This window comes from Novosphingobium pentaromativorans US6-1 (genome assembly GCF_000767465.1).
Taxonomy (GTDB): Bacteria; Pseudomonadota; Alphaproteobacteria; order Sphingomonadales; family Sphingomonadaceae; genus Novosphingobium; species Novosphingobium pentaromativorans.
Map to the genome: position 1 here is coordinate 36,848 of NZ_CP009295.1, position 21,073 is coordinate 57,920.

Here is a 21,073-nt window from a genome sequence, read left to right on the forward strand (position 1 = left end):
GCCGTGACGCAGGTAATTCTCGATATATCGCGCCTGATCTCGCGCGTGCGCTACTCCACGCCCTCGGGCGTCGACCGCGTGGAGATGGCCTACGCCCGCGGGTTGCTCGGGCTATACGGCGAGGACCTTGCCTTTGCCGCAGTTCATCCCACTGGCATCTACGGCCGCCTCCGGCGCTCGGCCGCACTCGCCTATCTCGACGAGCTGGAACAGCGCTGGTCGCACCAGGACGACAATCCGCGCCAGCGCTCGCTGCCATCGGTGCTGCCGTGGCTGGCCCGGCTGCTGCCGACGGGCAAAGGCGTGGGCAGTGCCCCCGGCGCCGTGTACCTGCAGGTTTCGCCGCACCACCTGATCAATACCGGCAAGGTACGCGCGATCCTCCGGCGCGAGCAGACCCGCTTCATGGTCATGGTGCATGACCTGATCCCGATCGAGTTTCCCGAATATGCGCGCCCCGCAGGCGCAGAGCAGCATCGCCGCCGCATGCGGACGGTCGCGGAGCTGGCCGACGCGGTCATCGTCAACTCGGCGGCCACGGGCGCATCGCTGACCCGCTGGATCGAAGCCGAGGGGAACGGCATGGCCCCGCCGCCGATTCACGTAGCCCTGCTCGGAACCGAACGCCTCGCCCCTGCCGCGCCGGCGTCGTTTCCGGACGGGATGCCCTACTTCCTGTGCCTGGGCACGATCGAACCGCGCAAGAACCACCTTCTCCTCCTGCACCTCTGGCGCCACCTCGCCGAGACGCTGCCGGCAGCCCAAGTGCCGCGCCTCGTCATCGTCGGTCGCCGGGGCTGGGAGAACGAACAGGTGGTGGACCTGCTGGAACGCTGCCCCGCGCTGAAAGGCCACGTCGAAGAGATCAACAACTGCCCCGATACACGCCTCTCAGCCCTCCTGCGCGGCGCCCGGGCGCTGGTCATGCCCTCCTTCGCGGAAGGCTACGGCATGCCGGTGGCCGAGGCGCTTTCCGTAGGCACGCCCGCAATCTGCAGCGATCTGGCAGCGCTGCGCGAAGTGGGTGGTGAGATCCCGGAGTTCCTAGACCCGCTGGACGGACCGGGGTGGGGGGCAGCGGTTATGGATTATGCGCAGGAGGGACCGCGTTACGGCGCGCAGATGGAGCGCTTGCCGCATTGGCACAATCCGTCCTGGGACGCGCACATGGCCATCGTGGCGGGGGCTGTCGGCGACCTGCGGAACAGCCCGAGGGCCTGAAACTGATCAGGTAGGCGAGCCGCCCCGCTGATTCTCGGCCTTGGACAGTCTGATCCGTGATCGGATAATCCCTGCGATCGACTGCGGAGGCGGAGGGGCGATCTGCAAAGCGTCGTCCGCGGTCGTCGTTGCAATGCAAGCCTCCGCTGCGCGGAAGCCATCGTACCAGACCGATTGGTGTTCCCGGTAATCGCCGCGGAGTTGCTCAGCCAATCGCTCGAGACTGGCAGTCTGAACGCGTTTTGCCGCCCAGTAGGCGGATTCTTCGCGATGCTTTGCCGCGTGCCGAGCGACGGCCTCGATCTTATCCTTGGACGCCTTGATGCCAAGATCCGTCAGGATCTTTGCAGCGACAAGGCGGTCGACATCCCAGATTTGCGTGCTCTTCATAACACACCTCCATCCAGAGAGTGCGCTTTGGCATAGGAAAGTCAATGCGGCATCAATCGCCTTCCGCGGCCTGCTGGCCCTGACGGTCATCAGACAGGGCTTCCAGCCTGCTGACTGACGGCAGTGCCCCTGCGGATATGTCAACAGAGATATGCTACTACATATATTCATCATAGCATATATGCCAAAGCATATTTCATTTACTCAGAGAGTCTGACTTATGATATGCAATGGCATATATTTTTTACTCAGTATATGTAAAAATAGATAGATGAGCGCTGGAATTGACGAGATAGCCGCCAGCATTCGCGCGGCACGGAAGACAAAGGCAATGACCCAGAAGGCATTGGGGCAGCGTGTTGGCCTGCCTCAAAGCCATATCTCCAAGATAGAGAAAGGCGCAGTAGATCTCCAACTTTCAAGCCTTGTCGAAATCGCGCGCGCACTCGACCTTGAGGTCAAGCTTATCCCCCGCAGGGCCCTGCCCGCCGTGGAGGGCGCTGTTCGCGTCCACGGTTCGACTGTCGAAACCAGTCGCGCTCTGAACCTGCTCAATGAGCAAGCGCAGCTTGCCGAGCGCATCAAGGGTAGCTTTCCCGAGCTCTCGCAGGTTGAAGGATATCAGAACGCGATCCGGAACATTCCCAGGCTGCAATTCGATGCTGCCCAACTGAAGGCTCTGGACGAAGCCTTGCAACCTGCAAAACGTCTCAAATCCCTGATCGATGCGCCGGGAAGTGCAGCCAGACTGGCAAAGCAGCTTGAGGAAGCAACTTCGTCACTCAGGCACTTCCGCCAGATTCAAGTGCGTACCCCATTCATAGAGACGCAGCGTCAGCTTCCCGCATACCGACTGGAGGAGGATGACGAATGATCGACGCAGCCGCTCTCGACATACTCTTGCATGACCGCCGGATCGGAACGCTCGCGCGTCTCGATGGAGATCGCAGCATCTTCACCTTCGACGATGCCTACCTCGCAGACGAGGATCGCCCAGTGCTCTCGCTCGCCTACCGTGACCCCTATGGCGGCATCGTCAATACGCCGCGTGCCTATCAGACCCGGATCGAGCCATTCTTCTCCAACCTTCTGCCCGAAGGCATGTTGCGCGACTATCTTGCGCGCCGCGCTGGCGTCAAAGCGGTGCGCGAGTACCCGCTACTCACTCAACTTGGCGGGGACTTGCCGGGAGCGGTCCAGGCCATTCCCGTCGATGCACTAGATGGGCTGTCCGACGATGTTGAGGATGGTAGCATTGCAGGGCAAGCCAGGCATGCCCTTCGCTTCTCACTCGCGGGCGTCCAACTCAAGTTCTCGGCATTGAAGAACAAGGGCAAGAATGCCGGCCTCACCATTACGGTAAGCGGCACAGGCGGCGACTGGATCGTCAAACTGCCCTCAGCCAGACATCCCGACGTTCCCGAGAACGAATTCGCGGCCATGAGTCTGGCTTCCAAACTCGGGATCGATGTCCCTGACATCGATCTCGTGCCGCTGGATACGATTGAAGGATTGCCCGACGGGATCACCCGATACGGGGCGTCGGCCTACGCCATACGCCGCTTCGATCGAAGCGAGGAAGGCGCAATCCACGTCGAGGACTTTGCCCAGGTCTTTGGCGTGTACGCCGACGACAAGTACGAGAACGCCAGCTACCGCCAAATCCTGTCGGTGCTCGCGATCGAGGCAGACGAAGCCAGCGCCGTCGAGTTTGTCCGCCGCCTCACCTATTCCGTGCTGATCGGCAATGGCGACATGCATTTGAAGAACTGGTCGCTGATCTATCCCGACCGGCGCCGACCAATCCTCGCCCCCGCCTACGACCTCGTCTCAACGGTCGCTTATATCCCCGGGGAGGATTCCGCTCTCAAATTCCATCGCTCGCGCGAATGGGAGTCGTTCACCTACCGCGAACTGGAAACGATCGCGGACAAGGCGCGGCTGCCCTCGCACCTCGTCATCTCGACGGCAAAAGAGACCGTCGAGCAATTTGACGCGCTTTGGGACCAAGAAAAGGCGCATCTACCCTTTTCGGGAGAAGTCGCGGCGGCAATCGACAGGCATCGAAAGCGCCTTGCGGTCTAGGTAGTCGCTCCCTGGCGGACAGAACGATGGTCATTTTCATCATCGGCGTACCGATATTGCGCTTTGCACGGATTGGGCCCGGCGGTGGGTAGGCCTCCGCTACTCAGCCGATTGCTTCAACCGCACTCATGCGCAAAACAACCGCTTGGCTCTCATACCAGCTGGGGGAAGCTCGGGGTCACGTCACAGCCTCTGGAAAACCCGGAGCGCTTCAGTCGGCGGAGCGAGGTCATATTCTCCTCGCCCCAAGAACTTCCGTCGCAACCCGTTGCGACAAACTCACTCAGAAATTTCTCACGACCACAAACCTCGCCGGGGTCATGGTGTTCGGACTGTGATTGAGTGTCGCTCCTAATAGCGTGTGAGGCCGCACTTGCTGATCACTGACAGCCCTATGAGCGGATTTGATTTAATAATAGAACGCATAAGATTGGCGCTATATGGAATATTTTCCACTCCAGGCCTGACCGACTTCCCTAATGATAAAAGACAACGACATTGTGCGCTCGAATGATTTACTGAGCATGTACGCATAAATGGCTTAGACACACTTTTAGATCTGGAAGATCGAACGCTCTCTGCAATATAGTGAAGGATGTCTTCACTTTTTCGGCTACATCCATATCTTGAGTGTGCCATCTGCCCAGCCCTCAGATATAGCAATCCTCCTTGGATCTGATTGTTGACCTGCCCCGCAATCGACGGATCGCTATATCGTCCGCCGCCCTGCATCCGTAATTGAGCCACGTTAAGAAAATCAGCCAGCACGACACGATCGGAATCTGTGACCCCAATTTTGGGACCACATCGCTGAGCCAAAACATCGGTAATGCCGCCCATGATCAAAGTTGACTGAGGGGTAATGCTGACAACTCGGCCTGAAGCTAGCTGGTTCATAATGCCGATAGTTGTTTGTTGAGCTATTGCAGTGCCTGTCGGCGAAAGTGCTGCAAAAATTATGAAAACGAAATACCACATCCCTTTCATTGCCCGGCTCCCTATCAATCTTATAAATGGATAACACAGGCTTCGAGTCTATAAAATGGCTATATACTTTTGAGATACGGCGCATGATGATTGTCTTCCCCGCAAGGCAGATAAATTTATCACTAACCCACTCTCCTATGGGAAGATTTCTTCAAGAGACCTTCTATCTTAGTTCTGCCTTATCAGCCGTAATTCATCTCGAATTGGTGGAATGCGCGATTAGGAGCGAATGGGATTCAAAGCCCCCCAATGCAGCCCTGGGAACCGCTTCTCTTCCCGATAATATGAATGCCTGATCTTCCCGGACCTCTGCCCTAAGCTGTCTCTCTGCATCCTGCGACCTTCCGGTAGGCTTCAACTGCGCAGGCCCGCGTGGTCACGACCGGGGGCAGACATAGGTGGCGGCTTTTATGCATTCCTAATGGCGCGTCGGCGGCTTTCCCATGGCGCCTTAATGCCCTGGCGAGCGATCTTGCTTTCCACGAATGAATGGAAACCAAGATGCGCGAAAATTCTCCTTTGCCCCATGCATCCACCGCTGCCCTGACCTTGGGCGCGATCGGCGTCGTCTATGGCGATATGCCCATCGCTAGACTGCGCTCAACCAGCGTTCTTTAAAGCCAGCTTTGGCGGCGAGACCGATCTTTAAGATTTGCCCGAAATTTCGCCTGCGGACATGGCTCTGTCGTGCGGACGCGAGAGTGCGGGCGGCCATTTGACTGATTGTTAAGGTATTGTGTTTAAGCCGATTCCATGGCTTGGCGAGAGAACATCCCGGCGCGCGCTTGCGGCATTTTGCTGGCAGCATCTGCGATCTTCGCAACACCTGCAATCGCGGGGGAGAGCGCATCGAGCGGGTTCAGGATCTCGCTCAATGTTCCCGTAGTCTGCGACCTCGATGCCCAGCCCTTCGAACTGGACGCCAGCGGGCAGCACTTCGTTGGGCAAGTGCAGGAATTCTGCAATTCGAACCGCGGCTTCCAGGTCTTCGCCAGTCACCGCATGCTGGAAGACGACGAACGCGTATCGGTGGACTATGGCGGTAGCCGCAGCACTCTTGATCTGACGGGCATGTCGCCGGTGGCGTTTCGGTCCGGCGCCCGTTTCGGCTATGTACCGGTCTCTATCGAAGCCACGAACCTGCGCGCGCCGATCGCGCTCGAATTCGGGCTTACGGCCATTTGAGCTGGTCGGCCTAGCTGGCCGTCACCGTCACCAACACCCTGTCCGAGTAATCGCCTGCGCGCGCGGTAAACGGATCGACCGTTACTTCGAGTGGGTGCAGGTCGCCCAGCGAGTCTGTGCGGGTGCCGAATTGGGTGGCCTGACCGCCTTTCAGGTCGACCAGACTGCCATTCATGCGCAGCTTGTATGGAATGGTGTCGCCAAGACTGTCGTGCGCCAACTTGCCCATATGGTCTGACTGGAAAGTCACGGAATAGGGCGAGGTGCTCCAGATGCGAACGCCAAATGGATCGGAAACGTTCACGGCCTGGGGATCGAGCGTGCCCAGATTGATCCCGGCGATCTCGTTGTTGCCGGTAACGCCGACGATGCGCAGCTCGACCGAAGGCGGCACGTCGATCACGATGTTGAGGATCATGGTATCGAAGACGGTTCCGTCCGTACCGATCAACGAGAGCAGCAATTGCTCCTGGCGGGTGCCGGCGGCCATGCCCCATTCTCCGGGGACTGTCAGTACGAAGGGCAGGGCCCGCCCGTTTGTGCCGCCGGAAATGCCGGGTACATATACGTCGCTGCTGGTCGTGCCTGGGCTGGTTTCCGTAGGCAGAATGTCGAAGACCGAACCGCCCGAGCGCAGAATGAAGGCGAGGTCCGACGAGGGCGAGGTGCTCAATCGGGCGACACGCAAGGCCGCGCCGCACTGCCCGTTCCCATCATTGCGAAGGCGAACCTGAAAATTTTCGGAAGTCGGCGCGTTAGTGCCGATCTCGAGGCCCGTGACCGTAACGGTCTGCGAGGACTGCACGAATTCCGGCGAACAGGTTTGCCCCTGGCCTTGTCCCTGACCGGCCAAGGCCGGTGTGGCTGTCGCAGCGCTCAAGCCGATGGCCGTTCCGATAGCGAGGAGGGATGATAGAATGCGCATGCCTGTCTCCTATTCGCCTGCCTGGCGCAGATCTACCATATCGAGACGGTAGAGCCCCGAATTGTCTTTCGGCACGTTGATCACGAATGGACCCTGCTTGCCGTTCAATGTCACCGTATATGACTTACCCGGGGCGAGCCCGATCAGCCCGAAGCGACCGGCCGAATTGGTAAAGAAAGGCAATGGCTGGAAGTCTTCATCCGGATCGTCGGCGCGCACGGTCCCCGAAATCAGCGAGACCGGTTCACCGTTCGAAACCAGCGTGCCTACCGCGCTGACGAAGTGATCGTTGCCAACGGTGATGCGATAGCCGCTGCGATAGGGTGGATCGACCCGCACCGTGCCATCGCCGATGTCATAGCCCGGTTGCAGGCTGTCCACGTCGTACTGGATGTCCTGGCCATTGTAAGAGGAGAGGTCTCCCTGCAACGCCGCTCCCAGAATGCCACTACGCGCATAGTATTCCGCCCCAGTCAGGCTGCGCGAGGTGATCACGGCATTGTCTTTCAGCGTCTCATGCGGCTTCACCAGGGCAAAGGAGTCCCCGATCGGGCGACCAACTCCGAAGCTTCCGCCCGCATAAGCGATTGATGTGCCGACTTGCAGGCGCGCGCGTTGCTGATCTGCGAGATGGCCGATGTCGGACCCTTGCGTGAAAAGTGACGCGCGTGCGTCGAAGCGATTGCCGATGTAATCCAAGCTCCCGTCCGCGGATGTTTCGCCGCGCGTATCGGTGAAGCCGAGATCGTAACCGATCGAGCCAACCGTGCTGTCGTTGCCCTTTGATACCGTTGAGCGGAAAGTTTCCGTCCGGCTGCGATAATCGGCATTGGCGCGTACCCCGCCACCCAAGGCGAAGGAAAGAGCAAGACGGACCCCGAAGTTGCTTGAATAGAATTCGCTGTCGCCATACTCGACGCCTGCCGTCAGGCGGATCCGATCCGTCAAGCGATGGATCACATCGCCGAAAACGGTTGTGCGGTTGCTGAGACCACCACCCCGGCGCGTATGGATCACGCCAATGCTGGCATAAGTGCGATCGGTGAAGCCCTGGGTGTAATTCACGCCGACGTTCAAAAGATTGAAATCGTTGGGCACGATATCGCCGATCGTATCGAAATTGCGGCTTTCGAAGTCGACATTGACGCTAAGTTGGCTGGAATGGGTCAGGCTTGAGCCCGAGCGATAACGGTAATTGGCGCGCAAGGCATAGCCGGTCCCGTTGTTGCCGCGGCTGACCGCCGCTTCAATGTCGAATGCCCCAGGTATGACCTGCGGCACGAACGAGGCGGTCCCGCCCAACAGTTGTACGCGCTCGGAAGCTTGCACAGCGCCGCCGAGGATGACGTTGCGCGACAGGGCCTTGCGGTAGAAGCCGGTGAAGGCAGGGTCCTTGCCGTAGTCCGGCTCGAAGGTGAGGTTGCTGGCGATCATGCCGAGTGCAAAGGAATATTCCTCATCGCCGGGCGCAAGGTCGAGTGGTTCGAAGAAATAGTCGAGATTGACCGTCTGCTGTCGACCGAAGGAATCGCGGATCTGCAGCTGAACGTCGTTCGAGCCGAGCTGGACCGGCAGGCTGGCGAGGTCGTAAGTTCCGGACTGGAGCTGGAATGACTGATACTTCTGGCCGTTGATGATCACGTCGACGGTCGAGGAGTTGTCGAGGAAAATCTCGCGGCCACCCAGCCTTGCGGCAGGCAGGAATGGATCGAAGATCTGGCGGCTCTTTTCAACTGCGATGCCGCCCAGGAAAGGTGTGCGCAACAACGTCATCGTGTTGAGCCGGAGATCGCCCGCCGAGAAGCGACGGTACTTGTCCGGCTGATCGTACACTGCACGAGTAGACCTGCGATAAAAGCTGTAACCTTCGCCAAACTGGTCGGTGAAGGCACCGTCGTACTCCAGAACCAGGTCTGCGACCCTTGTCGCGCCGGTCAGAAATACGTCCGGATTGGCGAACCCGGTGTCTGAAAGATAGTCGACGTTGGAGACGAGATTGAGGTAGGAGCTGAAACCCGCTGGGGCGATGACCGGCAGATCGATGCGGGCGCGGTTCTCGCCTGCTTCACCCAATGTTTCGACCCTGCGGATAGAACCTTCGATCGAGGAGACCTGAAGTTCAAGGCGACTGCTGTCGAACGCAAGGTCGACGCCCATCGATTTCAGGTCGGTCGCTGCGACATAGGGCCGTCCGGCAATCGCTTCATCAAGCCGTACATGGCCGGTATCGTTTAGCAACTTGTCGAGTTCGCTGCGCAAAGTTTGGCTATCGATCCTGACCCCGCCATCCTTTGCGACCTCGATTAGGACGTCGCCAAGGACCTTGGTTCCGGAAACCAACGGCACGGTAAAGGCCATCGCGCGCGAAGCGGGGCGGGGTGCCGGAATGTCCGCGGCCCGCGCATCCTGTGGCCTTTCCGGGGCTTTCGCGCTCGTTGTGCCGTCTTGCGCGAGCGCGGCCCCGGACACCGCCATGGCATAGCTGCTGACCAGCAGCCCAAGGGCGATTTTGCGGCCCCTCATGATCGGATCAGAGCTTCAGCTCGACTGACACAGAACCCTTGGCAAGGTCCTTGTCGACAGGCACGAAGAAGCGCCTGTGCTTACCCGGGGCTACGACGCCCACGCCGATGATCTTGGAGATCTGTTCGCCGGTGAAGCTCTTCTCGAAGGGTTCGCCGGTGGTCGTGGTGGCCCTGATCAGCCAATCGGAAGTCCCCGCGAGAAAAAAGCGGTTGCCATCGTTGCCGACATCGACGGCAATGCCCTTGAGAGTGCGTGGTTTGCTTGCTGGAGAATCCTGGGGCGCATCGGGATCGACCTCGGTCGTTCTCTCTGACAATGCGACGCTGCTGACCACGGGAAGCGGCTGCGTGCCATCGGGCACCACGTTGACCAGGACATTGTAATTGATCACGACCTGGACCTGGGTCGCCTGGTCCGGCATCTCGACCGGGACCTGTCGGATCGACATATAGTAGATCTGCGAGGCTGCCATTGCCTGCTCGCCGACGTACTGGATGCGGAAGACCTGCTGCGAGCGGCTCTCCACGATGGCCTGCGCGGGAAAGACCATGAACTGGTCGTCCGCCGGGGTGAGGCTCAGCTCGCCGTCGGGGCTGATATCGCCCCGCATCATCTGCACTTCATAGGGGATGTTGCGCGTGCTGTCGTTTGTCAGTTCGACGCGCGCGATCGAGTTACGGCCGGCCGGTTCCAGATCGACGATCATGGGCGATACCCGCGCTGCTTCTGCAGTAAGCGGGACAAGGACAAGAAACGCGGCGACAAAGGCCGTCAGAATTCTGGAAAGCATTGATCCGCTCGCCAGGCTTGCTGCCCGGCGCCCCCCATAGGAAAGTCTGGTTCTATTCGTAAGGCCGTTGAAGCCCGCGCAGTCATCAACCTTGTCAAAGGGACGGTGCCGGGCAAATCAGGGGGAAGGCTAAGACCCTCCCCCTGTGCGCTATGCTCAGACGGGGCCGAGCGAAACGGTCGCGACGTCGCTGTACTGGCCAGCGAGGGGGCGCTTGGTGTTAACGCCCGACGGGATCACGATACGCAGGATCGCGTCATCATGGAAGGCGTCGGTCTGCGTGCGGGTGCGGGTCTTGCCCGGGGTGCTCTCGGTGTTGAGGAAGACCGGCGAGAAGGCCGAACCATCCGAGGGACGCAGCGAAGCGTGGTAGTAGATGATGTCGGTGAAGTCTGCGGCATCGGGGCCGTCGTTGACTTCATCGGTGGTGAGGCCGCCATTCTCGGTCTTCAGGGTGATGCCGGCCGCATAGTTGCAGCTCGCCCAGACGTTCTGGTAATTGTTGTCGTAATCGGTGGTCAGCGTCAGGGCATCAGTGCCGGGCGCACGGTTGATCGAGAGGTTGCCGAAGTTGACGTTCTCGGGATCCTCGATGCTGCATTCCGGCTTCACGTTCGCGCGGATGCGGAAGTCCTTCGAGTCAGAATCCGCGGCAAAGGCAGGAGTCGCGATGACGGCGAGAGCCGCGGTGGCAAGAAAAAGCTTCTTCACTTGTTATACCCCTTCAAATTGCACTTCCATGTGTATGCGCCCGGGAACTGCGACCCTGTTATTCACCGACTGCGAATCAATCGGCCCCGTGACGAAGGTTAGCTAACCTATGGAAGTAATTTAAAAAAGGATGGGAGAGCATTGTGGTTGTGGTTTGCTCCACAGCCCTACCGGGAAACCGCAGGATTCCGTGAAATTACGTAGCGATAAAAGAGCTGCCTGTCCCCAACTGAGACAGGTGAAGGGCCTGGTATGTCGCGATTGGCGCTCTTAATGCATTCAACAACAAGGGGTAAAGCGGGTCATCACATAAATCTGTTAGGTAACTATCGATGGGGTTCGTCGGTGTTCCGAGGCATTCCCCCGCCGGGCGAGCGATCGAAGCTCAAATTCGGCTCGTGTCGCTCGATCCACGTGCCGGCTTTGCACTTATCTTTAGCAGAAACTAATCGTTCGATCTGACGCGAGTGACCTCGACTGAAACTTGGGGCCGTCATGGGCGGTGTCGGTCGTCAACTCTACGCCAATGCTGGTGCGTAATTGTTGGCTTGGCTTGTCATGCGGCCAACTTCGAGGGCTGACGTTCTTGCCCGCGCTTCGCACATTGGCACGAAATGGCTTTCGGCTCAGGAGCTGCGTGCCGCTGGTGCACGCGGCTGTATCACCTTGCGCTGGGGCCTTGCCAACCAGAAGCTCCAGACAGCGAGCGATCCCAGCATGGTGAGGGTCAGTCCAGAGAGCGTCATCACGATGCGAAAGGCCAGCCCACCGACTTTGGCTGCATGAAGTGGATAGAGCGCGTTGTAGCCCAGGACGGTCCAGGACAGGTCAGCGGCATCGCGCGCAGCAACGAGTTTGCCCGTATCCGCCGCGAACCAGACCGTCGTGCGCCCATTGGGCAGCCATTCCTGTTGCCCCCGCATGCGCAGGGTGATCAGCCCGCTGTCATTGCGGGGCAGAGATAAGCTGCGGACTTCTGCATCGGGGAAGCGCCGGCGTGCGCTTACTATCATTGCCGCCCAATCGAGATCCCTGGCGACGGCTACGGGCCGGTAGCTCGGTGCGGCGAGAGCATGGCTGATTTCTTCCGGTGCGCCGGGCCCGAACAGGACGGCCGCCATTGGACGAAATACGAGCACGGCGCCGGTCACAAGCGAAACTGCGAGCAAGGGGGCGATGACGGCGCCGAGATCGCGGTGATGTCGCAAGATTGCAGGGCGGGTGAGGCGTGGCGGTACAAGCCGGAACCGGAAAGTCTTGCGTGTGCGCCACCAGAGGATGAGACCGCTGATCACGAAGAACAGCCCGCACAGAGCAGCAATGCCGATCACGAACTCGCCGCGCTCGCCAGCGAACAGGTGATGGTGGAAATCGAAGATCCAGAGCTCGGGCCGCTGCCACTGACTGGACCAGGTAGTTACCCGATCGCCCGTCTGTGTGACGTAGGCGCCCGCGCCATCGGCGAAGGCGAGGCGATCGAGGCCGAAATCGGCAGTCGCGAAAGTGATCGATTGCGGCCTGTTGGCAGCACCTATCATGAGGCGCTGCGCCGTTTCGGCCAGCAGGGCCGTCTCCTGCACTTGCGGGTCGGTGCTATGGGGAAGCGCGATCCAGGCATCCTTGTGCAGCAGGATCGTTCCCGTCAGGCCAAGCAGTGCCAGCAGGAGGCCGATGAGGCCTCCTGTCCAGCGGTGCAGGGTGTCGAGCAGCTTCATGACTGCCGGCACGTCAGAAGCGATAGTCCCAACCGAAGGTGAAGTTGCGGCCGCGCCCTGCGAAGAAGTGGGCATTGTCGGTGGGGCGCACGGTCTGGGTATAGTAGTCGATGTAGAACGTATCGAAGATGTTCTGGGCCGCCAGTGTCAGGGCGCCGAAGCCGGTTTCGTAGCGCAGGCCCACGTCTGTGACGTCGTAGCCATCGAAAGCGTACGTGTCGCTGAAGTTACCGGGTGTGCGCTCGAATTTGCGGGACAGGAAAAACAGCGTCTGGACCCGCGCTGAGAATGGGCCGCTGCGGTAGCTGGCGGCCAGGTTCAGGCGGTCGGGTGAGATGTTGGCGCCGTCGAGATCCCGGTCCACGGTGTCGATGCCATCACCTGACCCGTCGGTACGGCCGATAAGGTGGGCGTATCCGGCTGAGAGCAAGAGACCGGGGAGCGGTGTCTTGGCCGACAGGTTGATCTCCAACCCCTCGATTTCCACCCGCTGCCGCTGGACTTCGAAGACGCCGCCGGTCCGCACCAGAAGCGAACCGTTTTTGCTGGTGGACCAGAAATAGGCGGCGCTCGCATCGAGCGGTCCGCGTTTCGCTTCTATGCCGATTTCGCGGTTGTTCGAGACGATCGGATTGATGTTCACATAGTCGTCGATGTCCACCCCTGCCGAGTTGACGGCGCGTGCAATGCGGCCAACGTCGGGGACGGTATAGCCTTCCGCATAGCTGGCATAGGCGCGCAGGCCGGCGACCGGCTCAAGGATGACGCCGCCGTTGAACAGCGTGTCGCTGAACCTGGGCGTGCCTCCCGAAACATCGAAGCCGCCATAGCTGGCCAGGGTCGTGTAATCGTCGATGGAGATCTTCACGTCTTCGTAGCGTAGGCCGCCGGCAAGGCGCAGCTTGTCGTTCAGCAGCGCCAGGTTGAACTGCGCGAAGGGCGCGATGCTGCGATAATCCGTAGGCGGAACCCAGCTGCGGTCGGTAGCGATCAGACGCTGTTCGGTCGCGTCATACAGCACATCGAGGCCAAGCGTTGCCGTCAGTGCTTCCAGACCGGGCACCTTGCGCTCGTAGGAGAGCTTGCCGCCATACTTGCGGCTGCGGTTTTGCGACTGGTCGAACAGCGAGCCGAAGGGCGCGATGGATGCGTCCTGGAAAGTGGCGATGAATTGCTCGCCGGCGATGACCGGTTCGCCGCCGTATGTGTCGCGCGAGCGGTTCCAGAACAGCTGGGCCATGAGACTGCCGCCCCACAGGTCGCTGTCGGTCAGCGTCAGTGCCGCGCTTTCCGTTCGGTTCGTCGCCGACTTGCCCGGCGGCGTCCCTCGCACCGATGTCGTCGGCAGATCGATGGTGTAGTCCCCATTCTCGGGGACGTAGTCGCCTTCGCCTTCCAGTTCGAAACGACTCAGCATCAGGTCGAGCCGTGCCGTATCCGAAAGCGCGTAGCCGAAACGGCCGAAGACGGACCAGGAACGGCTATCCTGCGTTTCGCCCTGGGTCAGGTCGGCGCCGATACGGCGACCCTTGCCATCGTAGTAGACGCCGCGCTTGTGGAAGGCGGCGCCAACGGTCGCATCGAAGCGTCCGCCACGCCAGCCAATCAGGCCCGCGACCTTGCCGCCGATCCCGTCGCTGCTGAAGCCGCTGTCCGCATTCCCCTGCACCATGACGCGGCCGGAAATTCCGTCATGTTGCGCAGGCCCCACCGTCACCTGGTTGACGATGCCCCCGGTGCCGCCGATGCCCTGGAGCGCGTTCGAACCGTAGATCACCTCGACCCGGTCGACGAAGAAGGGATCGATGGTGAAGCCGTCGCGTGCCCCGTCGCGCAGCGGGGCTGACTGAGGAATGCCGTTGATAGCATAAAGCGGTGATCGGCCACGAAGCGTTTCCCCCGCTCCAGAGAGTTTCTGGCGGGTCGGCGAGAAGGACGGCGTGAGGGCAGACACCGCGTCGACAACGGAACCGCCGATCGCCACTTGCTGTGTAAGCGTCGCATTGTCGAGAACATCGATCGTCATCGGCAAGGCATTGGCGGGCAACTCGGTGCGTGCCGCGGTTACGATAATGGGAGCATCTGCATTCGCATCAAAGTTGACCGGAGTCTGGGCGAGGGTCGAAGCTGAACCGATGGTCATCGGCAAAACGAGCAGGGCGCGGCGAAACTTGACGGACATGTGATCTCCCTTTCGGCCGAGCGATTAGGGAACTGCCCATGATCTTGCAAGTCATTATCAATAGTGGAGCAGCCCGGAAGTGGCTTGCTCCATTTTCTTGCCGATACCTGGTTTCGGGCCGTTAAACATCCGTCAGCGGCTTCGACCCATACCTTTCTGATAATAAGCCATTGTCTGAGCCCAACTATCTTCCTCGCTCATCTCCTGACGCGCCTTCAGAGCTTTTTTGACTGCAGCTGATTGCTCAGTGTCCGGTATATCTTTCCAAGCCTCTTCGAAGCTTATTGCGCGCGCGACGGCGCGATTGAGTGTCTGAAAATTTGCTGCAATTGATTGGAGACCCTTAAAAAGTGAAGACCAGTTACTGCGTATTGTTTGTCGTTCTCGCTCGTCCTTGATGCCGTCGAAGTTAATGGATCCATTCTCAGTTAGATGGAGCGTTAAATTTGATTCAGGGTCGAGCGCCTTAGCAACCAGGTTGAATTGTGCTGTCGCAACTCTAATAAAATCATTCGATTTCTGAATAGATGAGATCGCCTCGCCTTCTCTCAATTCGGCTTGTGCTATCATCTTCCTCAGGTGCTGACTTTCCTCACGAACTTCAGTCTCGCGCTTCGCCAGTTCGATGTTTCGCGCCTCAAGCGCTGCTTTGGAATCTGCGTATTGGTGCTGATTGTTGCTGAGAAGTTGACTATCGTTTCGCAACTGTTCTTCTCTTGAATCCAATTCCCGCATTGCTTCCCGCATGACGCTAACTTGCCGCGCCATGGCGTAAACGCCAGGTGGTACCGGGGTCCATTCCTTCCAGCGCGCAAGGTTCTCCTGCTCTTGCGAGGCACCCTCGAATGCAATGCCGTCGCCAACGATGACCATCCTTACCTTGCTGTGAGGATCGATCGCTTCGGCAACCAGATCAAATCGAGCCTGTTGAAGGTCGGCCTTTTTCTTGACCTCCTTCTCTCTCTCCAAAACGGCGTCGCGTATGTTGAATGCGTCGGTCAGCGTTGACGTTACAACCTCCCGGTCACACTTGAGCTTTCGCTCGCTCTCTTCCAAATTGACTTCTCTTGCGAAGACACGAATTTCACGCCCGTCGAGATCTGCGTGTTTGTCACGTGCGGCGTTCTCGCGATCGGCAACGAGTAACAGGCGCGCTTCGGCTTCTCGCCGGATCTTTACGGTCTCCTGCAGACTTGCATTCAACTCCACTATGCGCTCGCGGAGCTGCGCGCTCTGCTGCTCGACTTCCTTGACCTTCAAATCAAAGTTTCGCTTCAGGAGCTGAGCTGCATCCTCCAAGCTCTGCGCCCGGCGCAGCTTCTTTTCGTTCTCCTTTGCAAGTTCTGCATTTCGGATAGCAAAGGCGCGGACCACTTCGAACAGATGGTCGCCGCTCATTGACAGTCTGCGGAACTCATTCTCGAACTCGGCCTTAACCCCTACCGGCTTGGTCCGATCGTCTTCGGCGAACTCAAACCCGTTCCGCCGATAGATTTCGGCAACCTTCCCGATATCTCTATGTGCCTCCTCAAGCGCCAACTGCTCAGGCGTTTTCCAGTCAGATCCGAAGGTCATCTTCTTCTTTCCGCGCACGGCGGGCAGGCCCATCACTTCTGTTAGATGATGGTGCCACGCCGTTTGTAGCGCTTGCCCCTGTGCCCGAAGTGAGGCGGTCGACTTTGAATCTGGTCGCCAGTGACCTTTCGCCACAGCCAATTCCTGGAGATGCTTGCTTGTCGAGATCGCGGTCTTGCAGGTGTGCTTGGTCACTTTTTGGTAACGCGGAGCGATGAACAGGTCGACGACGTGCTGGCTTTTTTCGTCACGGTCGAGCCGGTCCGCAAAAATTGCATCTTCGCCGAAAACCGAACATGCAAATGCCCGGGCCTCTCGCAGCATCTCATCGTCGTTTTCGGCAGGTACCAGGGCCTTTGGGAACTGTACGATCATGTGGATCGCTTTGGTTCCGGTCTTCCCGACAAAGGCCCCTCTTATGTGGGCATTATACAAGCTTCGCAGGTTCAGGCCCGTGCTGGTTTTCGGTTGCCGCCCGGGGTGAATTGCACGACGCTGAGAAGATGGATCTTGCCGTTTCCCATGGGTCTCAGCTTGGCCCAGTTCGGCCATTGAAAGCTTCATGGTCCGCACCGCACCGGCTTCGCTCACGTAGATCAAGGTCTTCGTCCTCTACACTCGTCATTGCGCAAGCTGATGTTTACGCAATGACGAGTGTAGAGGACGGCCGAGGCAGAAAATAGATAGACACGCTATCTTTTTTCCAGACACGGAGAGTACCAACAGATTGGGTTTAATCGCTTTTCGGGCATATCAATGCGGTTGGGTTATGAGAAATCAAAGCAGTTTGGTTAATTGGCTTGCCGGGCGAAAACAAACTGCTTAGGTTATGGTGGAACCGAATAGATTAGGTTCTTACGTAGGCCTCCAATAACCTAAACGATTGGCTTTTGGACACTCAATGAAGATCATAGAGACTGCCATCCGTTCCACACCCGGTGACGGCCTCCGCTTGTGGGTGCAGCTGGATTCAGGTCATAGCCTCAGTCTTAATGTCGGGATCATCGAAGGGCTCGAGCGGCAGACAAAGGATGTGCTTTCGCGGGTTGAAATCTCGGATGATCGCACGTCGATTTCGTGGCCGGAACTTTCCTTTGCTTTGACCAATCTCGAGATGGTTAAGATTGCCGTCGGCCCCGAACGCTTCGAGAATATGCTCCGTTCGACGGTTGCAAGTGATTACGGTAGGCGAGGCGGTAGTGTGCGCTCTGATGCCAAGGCTGCTGCGGCTCGCAAGAACGGTCGGAAGGGAGGACGTCCTCGGACCAAAGCTGGCTCGAGAAGGAAGCGGACTACGAAGGCGGAATGAGCTACTCGGTCGGCAAAGGGGCGAGCAAAGGAGGGGCCGAAGACCGCTGGATCTCGCTTTTCGTCTTGTCGACTGCTTACGTCACGCGCTGGTATTGCGATCATTCAATGGGAAAATGTGTGAATGACGCTCAGCCTTCACTCGCATTCGCCTCCGCGCCGAACGTCTTGGCCGAACTCTGTGAAAGCCAAGATGGTTTGGAAAAACGCGCGCCCTCGGCCACTGTGACATCGATTGCTTCGCACAGGGAGCGGAATCGACCTGGCGTTCCCCCAGCGCTCAAGCGACGTGCCAGTGCCGTCCGCGCTTCGGCAAAAGCGGACCCTGGCAAGCCATACCGGCAAATCCGGGAAGCATGAAACTTACTGCGCCTTCTTTATCTCGCGCACGCTGCTTCCGAACATGCGGTCCCAGAAGATCGCCGTGATCGCGTAGTTGCCTTCTTCGTCGACGTGGTGGTGACGCATATGGTGGCGCTTGATCGCCATGCCGATGCGGCCGCGCATGGGCCACTGATGGCAGGCGTAGTGGACCACGTCGTATCCGACATAGCCGATGATGAAGCCCAGGAAGAGCCAGGTGCCCGCCATGCCGATCAGGGCCACGCAAGTCGCCCACACGGCAGCGCTGATGGGCAGGCTGACGAGCGGCGGCATCAGGTTGCGCAGCGGATCGTTCGGGGTGGTGTGGTGATTGCCGTGGACCGCAAAGACCAGCCATTTGATCGGCGCGACGTCGGAATCCCAGTGGAACAGGAACCGGTGCATCGCATACTCGAACAGCGACCAGACCAGCAGGCCGAGCGCGAAGAGGAACGCCCCGTAGGCTGCGCCTGCGGTGCCCCAACCCGTCCATGCAATGAAGGGGAGCGCGATGCTCCAGACCAGGACGAACCCGCGCGGCGAGATGAGAGTGAGCTTCTCGAGCTGCCGGTTCTCGAACAGCTGAACGCGCTGGGGACTGGTTCGAGGATCACGCATCAGACGACTTTCTCGACAGCAATGGGGCTGCGTTGTCAACACTATATGCTGCATCGCAGCATAATTCTTGATTAATCTGCAATGTAAAAAATGAGGCTGGCATAACTCGGAAAAGAACCCCTAAATTCCTGTGCTTGCCGAACAAGAGAGATGACCGTGGCATTCCCCGTCATACTGCCGAAATGGCCTCAAGGCTATGAATTCGGCTTTCTTGATGTTGGCCGGCTCGCCCGACCCAAAGAGCCAACGATTCGCTTTCGATGACGCCAGGTATGGCTGTCGTGAATAGAGGGCGGCTCGTCCCAATCTCCGGCCTGCACAGGATCAATTGGTTAAACCCTAAATTGCTGAAACATCTGGAACGCAGCAATATTCACGTGTATGCTGCATCGCGCCATAAGCTGTGTAAGCCACACTTGGCTTGACTTGAAATCACTGGCAATCCCCAGCGGCTTCAAATATGGGTCCCTCTTCAACAGGGGCGCCAAATAAATTGACTTTGCATTGAGCACCATTTGCTATCTACATGTAAAAGTTGCGTTTTCTGGGGGCCTATGAAAATCGAAACTTTGCGGACCCGCCATGCTGCATCTGCGCTCAAGACTCTGGATATCGAGATGCAGGCGCTCACGACCTTGCGTGCTGCGCTGCAAAGTCCGGGCCTCAGCGATGCCGTTGAAAAGGCGATCAATGCCTTTGCCAATACCCGCGGCCGCATCGTCGTTACGGGCATGGGCAAGAGCGGTCACATCGCGCGCAAGATCGCCGCGACCATGCGCTCCACGGGAACCTCCGCCCTGTTCCTTCACCCCGGTGAAGCCAGCCACGGCGACCTCGGCGTCATCGGCCGCGACGACGTTGTGTTGGCCATCACCTGGTCGGGCGAGACCAAGGAGCTGAACGACATCTTCCACTATTGCCGGCACTACGGCGTGGAACTGATCGTCGCGACCGCACACCCCGACAGCACCGCGGGCCGCGCCGCCGATATCTGCCTGCAACTGCCTGTCGTGCGCGAAGCCTGCCCGAACGAACTGGCGCCCACGTCATCGACCACGCTGCAGCTTGTCCTGGGCGACGCCCTGGCCGTGGCCCTGATCGAGGCGCGCGGTTTCACGCCTTCGGATTTCCGCGTCTTCCATCCCGGGGGCCGTCTTGGCGCACAGCTTGCCACCGTGACGGAAATCATGGGCATCGGCGATGCCATTCCCCGCGTTCATCGCAATGCGACGCTGGTCAACGCGACGCTGGAAATGAGCCGCAAGCGCTACGGCTGCACCGCGGTGGTCGACGAGAACGACATGCTGGTCGGCGTCTTTACCGATGGCGACCTGCGCCGCTGCATCGTCGTCAACAACCTGTCGGATACCGTCGGCGATCACATGTCCACCGATCCGGTAACCATCCCCGGCAATGTCCTGCTGCCCGAAGCGCTGCGCATCATGAATGACAATTCCGTCTCGGTGCTGTTCGTTGTCGATGCCGGCAAGCTCGTCGGGGTCGTCCACATGCATGACATCGTGGGTGTCGGCATTGCCTGAAGCCGGGCCGACGCCCCGCGATTTTCATTCCATGGCCAATAGCGCAGATCCGGACGCCGTGATGACGGCTCGTGACTGCATTGTCGCTTACCATCTTGCGAATAGCCTCGGCCCGCTCCCAACTGACATAGCCTTCGTGCACGCCGGGAATGAGTGCCAACCATTCCTCACGCGCATTGCGCCGGATCGTGGCGGATTGGCCAAATCCGGGCGTTGCGCTTGTCTTACCATAAGCATAGGCACCGCCGTAAACCGGGTTCTCGATCATTCGGTGGATCGTCGCATAGGTTGGCCTGCGCCAGATCGTATCGCCGTTGTTGCGTTTGGCGGGCAAATCCAGTTCGTGCTCCAGAAACCACATGAGAGCCTGACGGGCGCTGCCAAGTTCAACGACTTTCTCGAATACCAGCGTGATGGCTTCCTGCACACGGCGGTCAGGATCCTTCTCGAGCCGATCTGCGACCTTCACAATGCCGACAGGGGCAGCAACCACAAGTTCGCCGCGCTGGGCTTTCTCGTGACGGGCCGAGAGCGAGCGTTGGCGCAGCAGGTCCAGTTCATATTCGTTGAGACTGGCCTTCAGGCCGAGCAGGAGGCGGTCATTGCCCTATCGCGGCGCATAGACGGTCTCCTGGTCAATCAGAACAGTATCGACGACGCGGCACATCTCGATGAGCTGCTGCCAGTCCCGGCTGTTGCGGGCAAATCGGGACACCTCCCTTGCAGCCACAGCGCCAATCTTGCCAAGGCGAACCTCGGCGACCATCCGTTCAAGGCCGGCGCGTGTGACGGTCCCGGCGGCTGAGCGACCGAGATCGTCATCGATGATTTCGACGCTGGACCAACCAAGTGACGTCAGGCGATTCCGCATGGCATATTGCAGAGCACTGCTCTCCCGGTTGTGAAGAACCTGGTGGGTAGATGACTGCCTGACATACAGGATTGAAGCGC

17 protein-coding genes and 1 pseudogene are annotated in these 21,073 nt (G+C 59.1%); 7 read left to right on the plus strand and 11 right to left on the minus strand.

Features of this window, described 5'->3' with window-relative positions; genetic code table 11:
- Positions 1-3 precede the first annotated feature (3 nt).
- On the plus strand, positions 4-1,221 hold the full coding sequence (locus JI59_RS24650) for a glycosyltransferase family 4 protein (protein ID WP_007015798.1): 1,218 nt from the start codon (positions 4-6) through the stop codon (positions 1,219-1,221).
- A 6-nt stretch (positions 1,222-1,227) separates the two neighbouring features.
- Here the strand turns inward: JI59_RS24650 and JI59_RS24655 are convergent, their stop codons facing one another.
- Positions 1,228-1,611 (minus strand): hypothetical protein, encoded by a 384-nt coding sequence (locus tag JI59_RS24655; protein WP_007015799.1) that lies wholly within the window; start codon positions 1,609-1,611, stop codon positions 1,228-1,230.
- A gap of 271 nt (positions 1,612-1,882) precedes the next feature.
- Between JI59_RS24655 and JI59_RS24660 the strand changes: the two genes are divergently transcribed.
- Complete coding sequence (locus JI59_RS24660; protein WP_007015800.1) at positions 1,883-2,485, plus strand: helix-turn-helix domain-containing protein; 603 nt, start codon at positions 1,883-1,885, stop codon at positions 2,483-2,485.
- The gene (locus JI59_RS24665; protein WP_007015801.1) at positions 2,482-3,696 is read left to right on the plus strand and encodes a type II toxin-antitoxin system HipA family toxin; all 1,215 of its coding nucleotides are present in this window, start codon (positions 2,482-2,484) and stop codon (positions 3,694-3,696) included. The genes JI59_RS24660 and JI59_RS24665 overlap by 4 nt, the downstream gene beginning before the upstream one ends.
- A 351-nt stretch (positions 3,697-4,047) precedes the next feature.
- Here JI59_RS24665 and JI59_RS26970 read toward each other — a convergent pair whose 3' ends face one another.
- Entirely contained in the window at positions 4,048-4,683 is a 636-nt protein-coding gene (locus tag JI59_RS26970; protein ID WP_138921572.1) for a hypothetical protein, read from the minus strand.
- Between the two features lie 489 nt (positions 4,684-5,172).
- Here JI59_RS26970 and JI59_RS28085 point away from each other — a divergent pair, with 489 nt between their 5' ends.
- Together JI59_RS28085 and JI59_RS24670 are read left to right on the plus strand one after the other, a co-directional pair.
- On the plus strand, positions 5,173-5,301 hold the full coding sequence (locus JI59_RS28085; RefSeq protein ID WP_007015802.1) for a hypothetical protein: 129 nt from the start codon (positions 5,173-5,175) through the stop codon (positions 5,299-5,301).
- Positions 5,302-5,436: 135 nt separating this feature from the next.
- Complete coding sequence (locus JI59_RS24670) at positions 5,437-5,868, plus strand: hypothetical protein (RefSeq protein ID WP_007015803.1); 432 nt, start codon at positions 5,437-5,439, stop codon at positions 5,866-5,868.
- A 10-nt stretch (positions 5,869-5,878) separates the two neighbouring features.
- Here JI59_RS24670 and JI59_RS24675 read toward each other — a convergent pair whose 3' ends face one another.
- The 7 genes from JI59_RS24675 to JI59_RS24705 form a co-directional block, all read right to left on the minus strand.
- Positions 5,879-6,793, minus strand: a complete 915-nt coding sequence (locus JI59_RS24675) for a hypothetical protein (protein WP_007015804.1) — start codon at positions 6,791-6,793, stop codon at positions 5,879-5,881.
- Positions 6,794-6,802: 9 nt separating this feature from the next.
- Entirely contained in the window at positions 6,803-9,316 is a 2,514-nt protein-coding gene (locus JI59_RS24680; protein WP_007015805.1) for a fimbria/pilus outer membrane usher protein, read from the minus strand.
- A 7-nt stretch (positions 9,317-9,323) separates the two neighbouring features.
- Positions 9,324-10,109: a fimbrial biogenesis chaperone gene (locus JI59_RS24685; protein ID WP_007015806.1), complete on the minus strand. Its 786-nt coding sequence runs from the start codon at positions 10,107-10,109 to the stop codon at positions 9,324-9,326.
- Positions 10,110-10,265: 156 nt separating this feature from the next.
- Complete coding sequence (locus JI59_RS24690) at positions 10,266-10,820, minus strand: hypothetical protein (RefSeq protein WP_007015807.1); 555 nt, start codon at positions 10,818-10,820, stop codon at positions 10,266-10,268.
- A gap of 626 nt (positions 10,821-11,446) precedes the next feature.
- Complete coding sequence (locus JI59_RS24695; protein WP_007015808.1) at positions 11,447-12,535, minus strand: PepSY-associated TM helix domain-containing protein; 1,089 nt, start codon at positions 12,533-12,535, stop codon at positions 11,447-11,449.
- 13 nt (positions 12,536-12,548) lie between these two features.
- Positions 12,549-14,717 (minus strand): TonB-dependent receptor, encoded by a 2,169-nt coding sequence (locus JI59_RS24700; RefSeq protein ID WP_007015809.1) that lies wholly within the window; start codon positions 14,715-14,717, stop codon positions 12,549-12,551.
- A gap of 132 nt (positions 14,718-14,849) precedes the next feature.
- On the minus strand, positions 14,850-16,892 hold the full coding sequence (locus JI59_RS24705; RefSeq protein ID WP_007015810.1) for a coiled-coil domain-containing protein: 2,043 nt from the start codon (positions 16,890-16,892) through the stop codon (positions 14,850-14,852).
- A gap of 301 nt (positions 16,893-17,193) precedes the next feature.
- Here JI59_RS24705 and JI59_RS25865 point away from each other — a divergent pair, with 301 nt between their 5' ends.
- On the plus strand, positions 17,194-17,601 hold the full coding sequence (locus JI59_RS25865) for a DUF2442 domain-containing protein (protein WP_052118057.1): 408 nt from the start codon (positions 17,194-17,196) through the stop codon (positions 17,599-17,601).
- A 362-nt stretch (positions 17,602-17,963) separates the two neighbouring features.
- On the opposite strand, the gene JI59_RS24715 is transcribed toward JI59_RS25865, so the two are convergent.
- The gene (locus JI59_RS24715) at positions 17,964-18,581 is read right to left on the minus strand and encodes a sterol desaturase family protein (protein ID WP_007015811.1); all 618 of its coding nucleotides are present in this window, start codon (positions 18,579-18,581) and stop codon (positions 17,964-17,966) included.
- Positions 18,582-19,135: 554 nt separating this feature from the next.
- Between JI59_RS24715 and JI59_RS24725 the strand changes: the two genes are divergently transcribed.
- Positions 19,136-20,122 carry a KpsF/GutQ family sugar-phosphate isomerase gene (locus tag JI59_RS24725; RefSeq protein ID WP_041565080.1) on the plus strand — a complete coding sequence of 329 codons (987 nt, stop codon included), beginning with the start codon at positions 19,136-19,138 and terminating at the stop codon, positions 20,120-20,122.
- Here JI59_RS24725 and JI59_RS26530 read toward each other — a convergent pair.
- Positions 20,082-21,065 (minus strand): annotated as a pseudogene (locus JI59_RS26530) (recombinase family protein); the annotation flags it as partial. The gene JI59_RS24725 and the pseudogene JI59_RS26530 sit on opposite strands and share 41 nt — an antisense overlap.
- Positions 21,066-21,073: the final 8 nt, after the last annotated feature.

What these genes read in the sequence shown, in the direction of transcription:
- JI59_RS24655 (WP_007015799.1), bottom strand. Translation starts at nt 1,611, where the DNA reads ATGAAGAGCACGCAAATCTGGGATGTCGACCGCCTTGTCGCTGCAAAG.
- JI59_RS24660 (WP_007015800.1), top strand. Translation starts at nt 1,883, where the DNA reads ATGAGCGCTGGAATTGACGAGATAGCCGCCAGCATTCGCGCGGCACGG.
- JI59_RS24665 (WP_007015801.1), top strand. Translation starts at nt 2,482, where the DNA reads ATGATCGACGCAGCCGCTCTCGACATACTCTTGCATGACCGCCGGATC.
- JI59_RS26970 (WP_138921572.1), bottom strand. Translation starts at nt 4,683, where the DNA reads ATGAAAGGGATGTGGTATTTCGTTTTCATAATTTTTGCAGCACTTTCG.
- JI59_RS28085 (WP_007015802.1), top strand. Translation starts at nt 5,173, where the DNA reads ATGGAAACCAAGATGCGCGAAAATTCTCCTTTGCCCCATGCATCCACC.
- JI59_RS24670 (WP_007015803.1), top strand. Translation starts at nt 5,437, where the DNA reads ATGGCTTGGCGAGAGAACATCCCGGCGCGCGCTTGCGGCATTTTGCTG.
- JI59_RS24675 (WP_007015804.1), bottom strand. Translation starts at nt 6,793, where the DNA reads ATGCGCATTCTATCATCCCTCCTCGCTATCGGAACGGCCATCGGCTTG.
- JI59_RS24680 (WP_007015805.1), bottom strand. Translation starts at nt 9,316, where the DNA reads ATGAGGGGCCGCAAAATCGCCCTTGGGCTGCTGGTCAGCAGCTATGCC.
- JI59_RS24685 (WP_007015806.1), bottom strand. Translation starts at nt 10,109, where the DNA reads ATGCTTTCCAGAATTCTGACGGCCTTTGTCGCCGCGTTTCTTGTCCTT.
- JI59_RS24695 (WP_007015808.1), bottom strand. Translation starts at nt 12,535, where the DNA reads ATGAAGCTGCTCGACACCCTGCACCGCTGGACAGGAGGCCTCATCGGC.
- JI59_RS24700 (WP_007015809.1), bottom strand. Translation starts at nt 14,717, where the DNA reads ATGTCCGTCAAGTTTCGCCGCGCCCTGCTCGTTTTGCCGATGACCATC.
- JI59_RS25865 (WP_052118057.1), top strand. Translation starts at nt 17,194, where the DNA reads ATGAAGATCATAGAGACTGCCATCCGTTCCACACCCGGTGACGGCCTC.
- JI59_RS24715 (WP_007015811.1), bottom strand. Translation starts at nt 18,581, where the DNA reads ATGCGTGATCCTCGAACCAGTCCCCAGCGCGTTCAGCTGTTCGAGAAC.
- JI59_RS24725 (WP_041565080.1), top strand. Translation starts at nt 19,136, where the DNA reads ATGAAAATCGAAACTTTGCGGACCCGCCATGCTGCATCTGCGCTCAAG.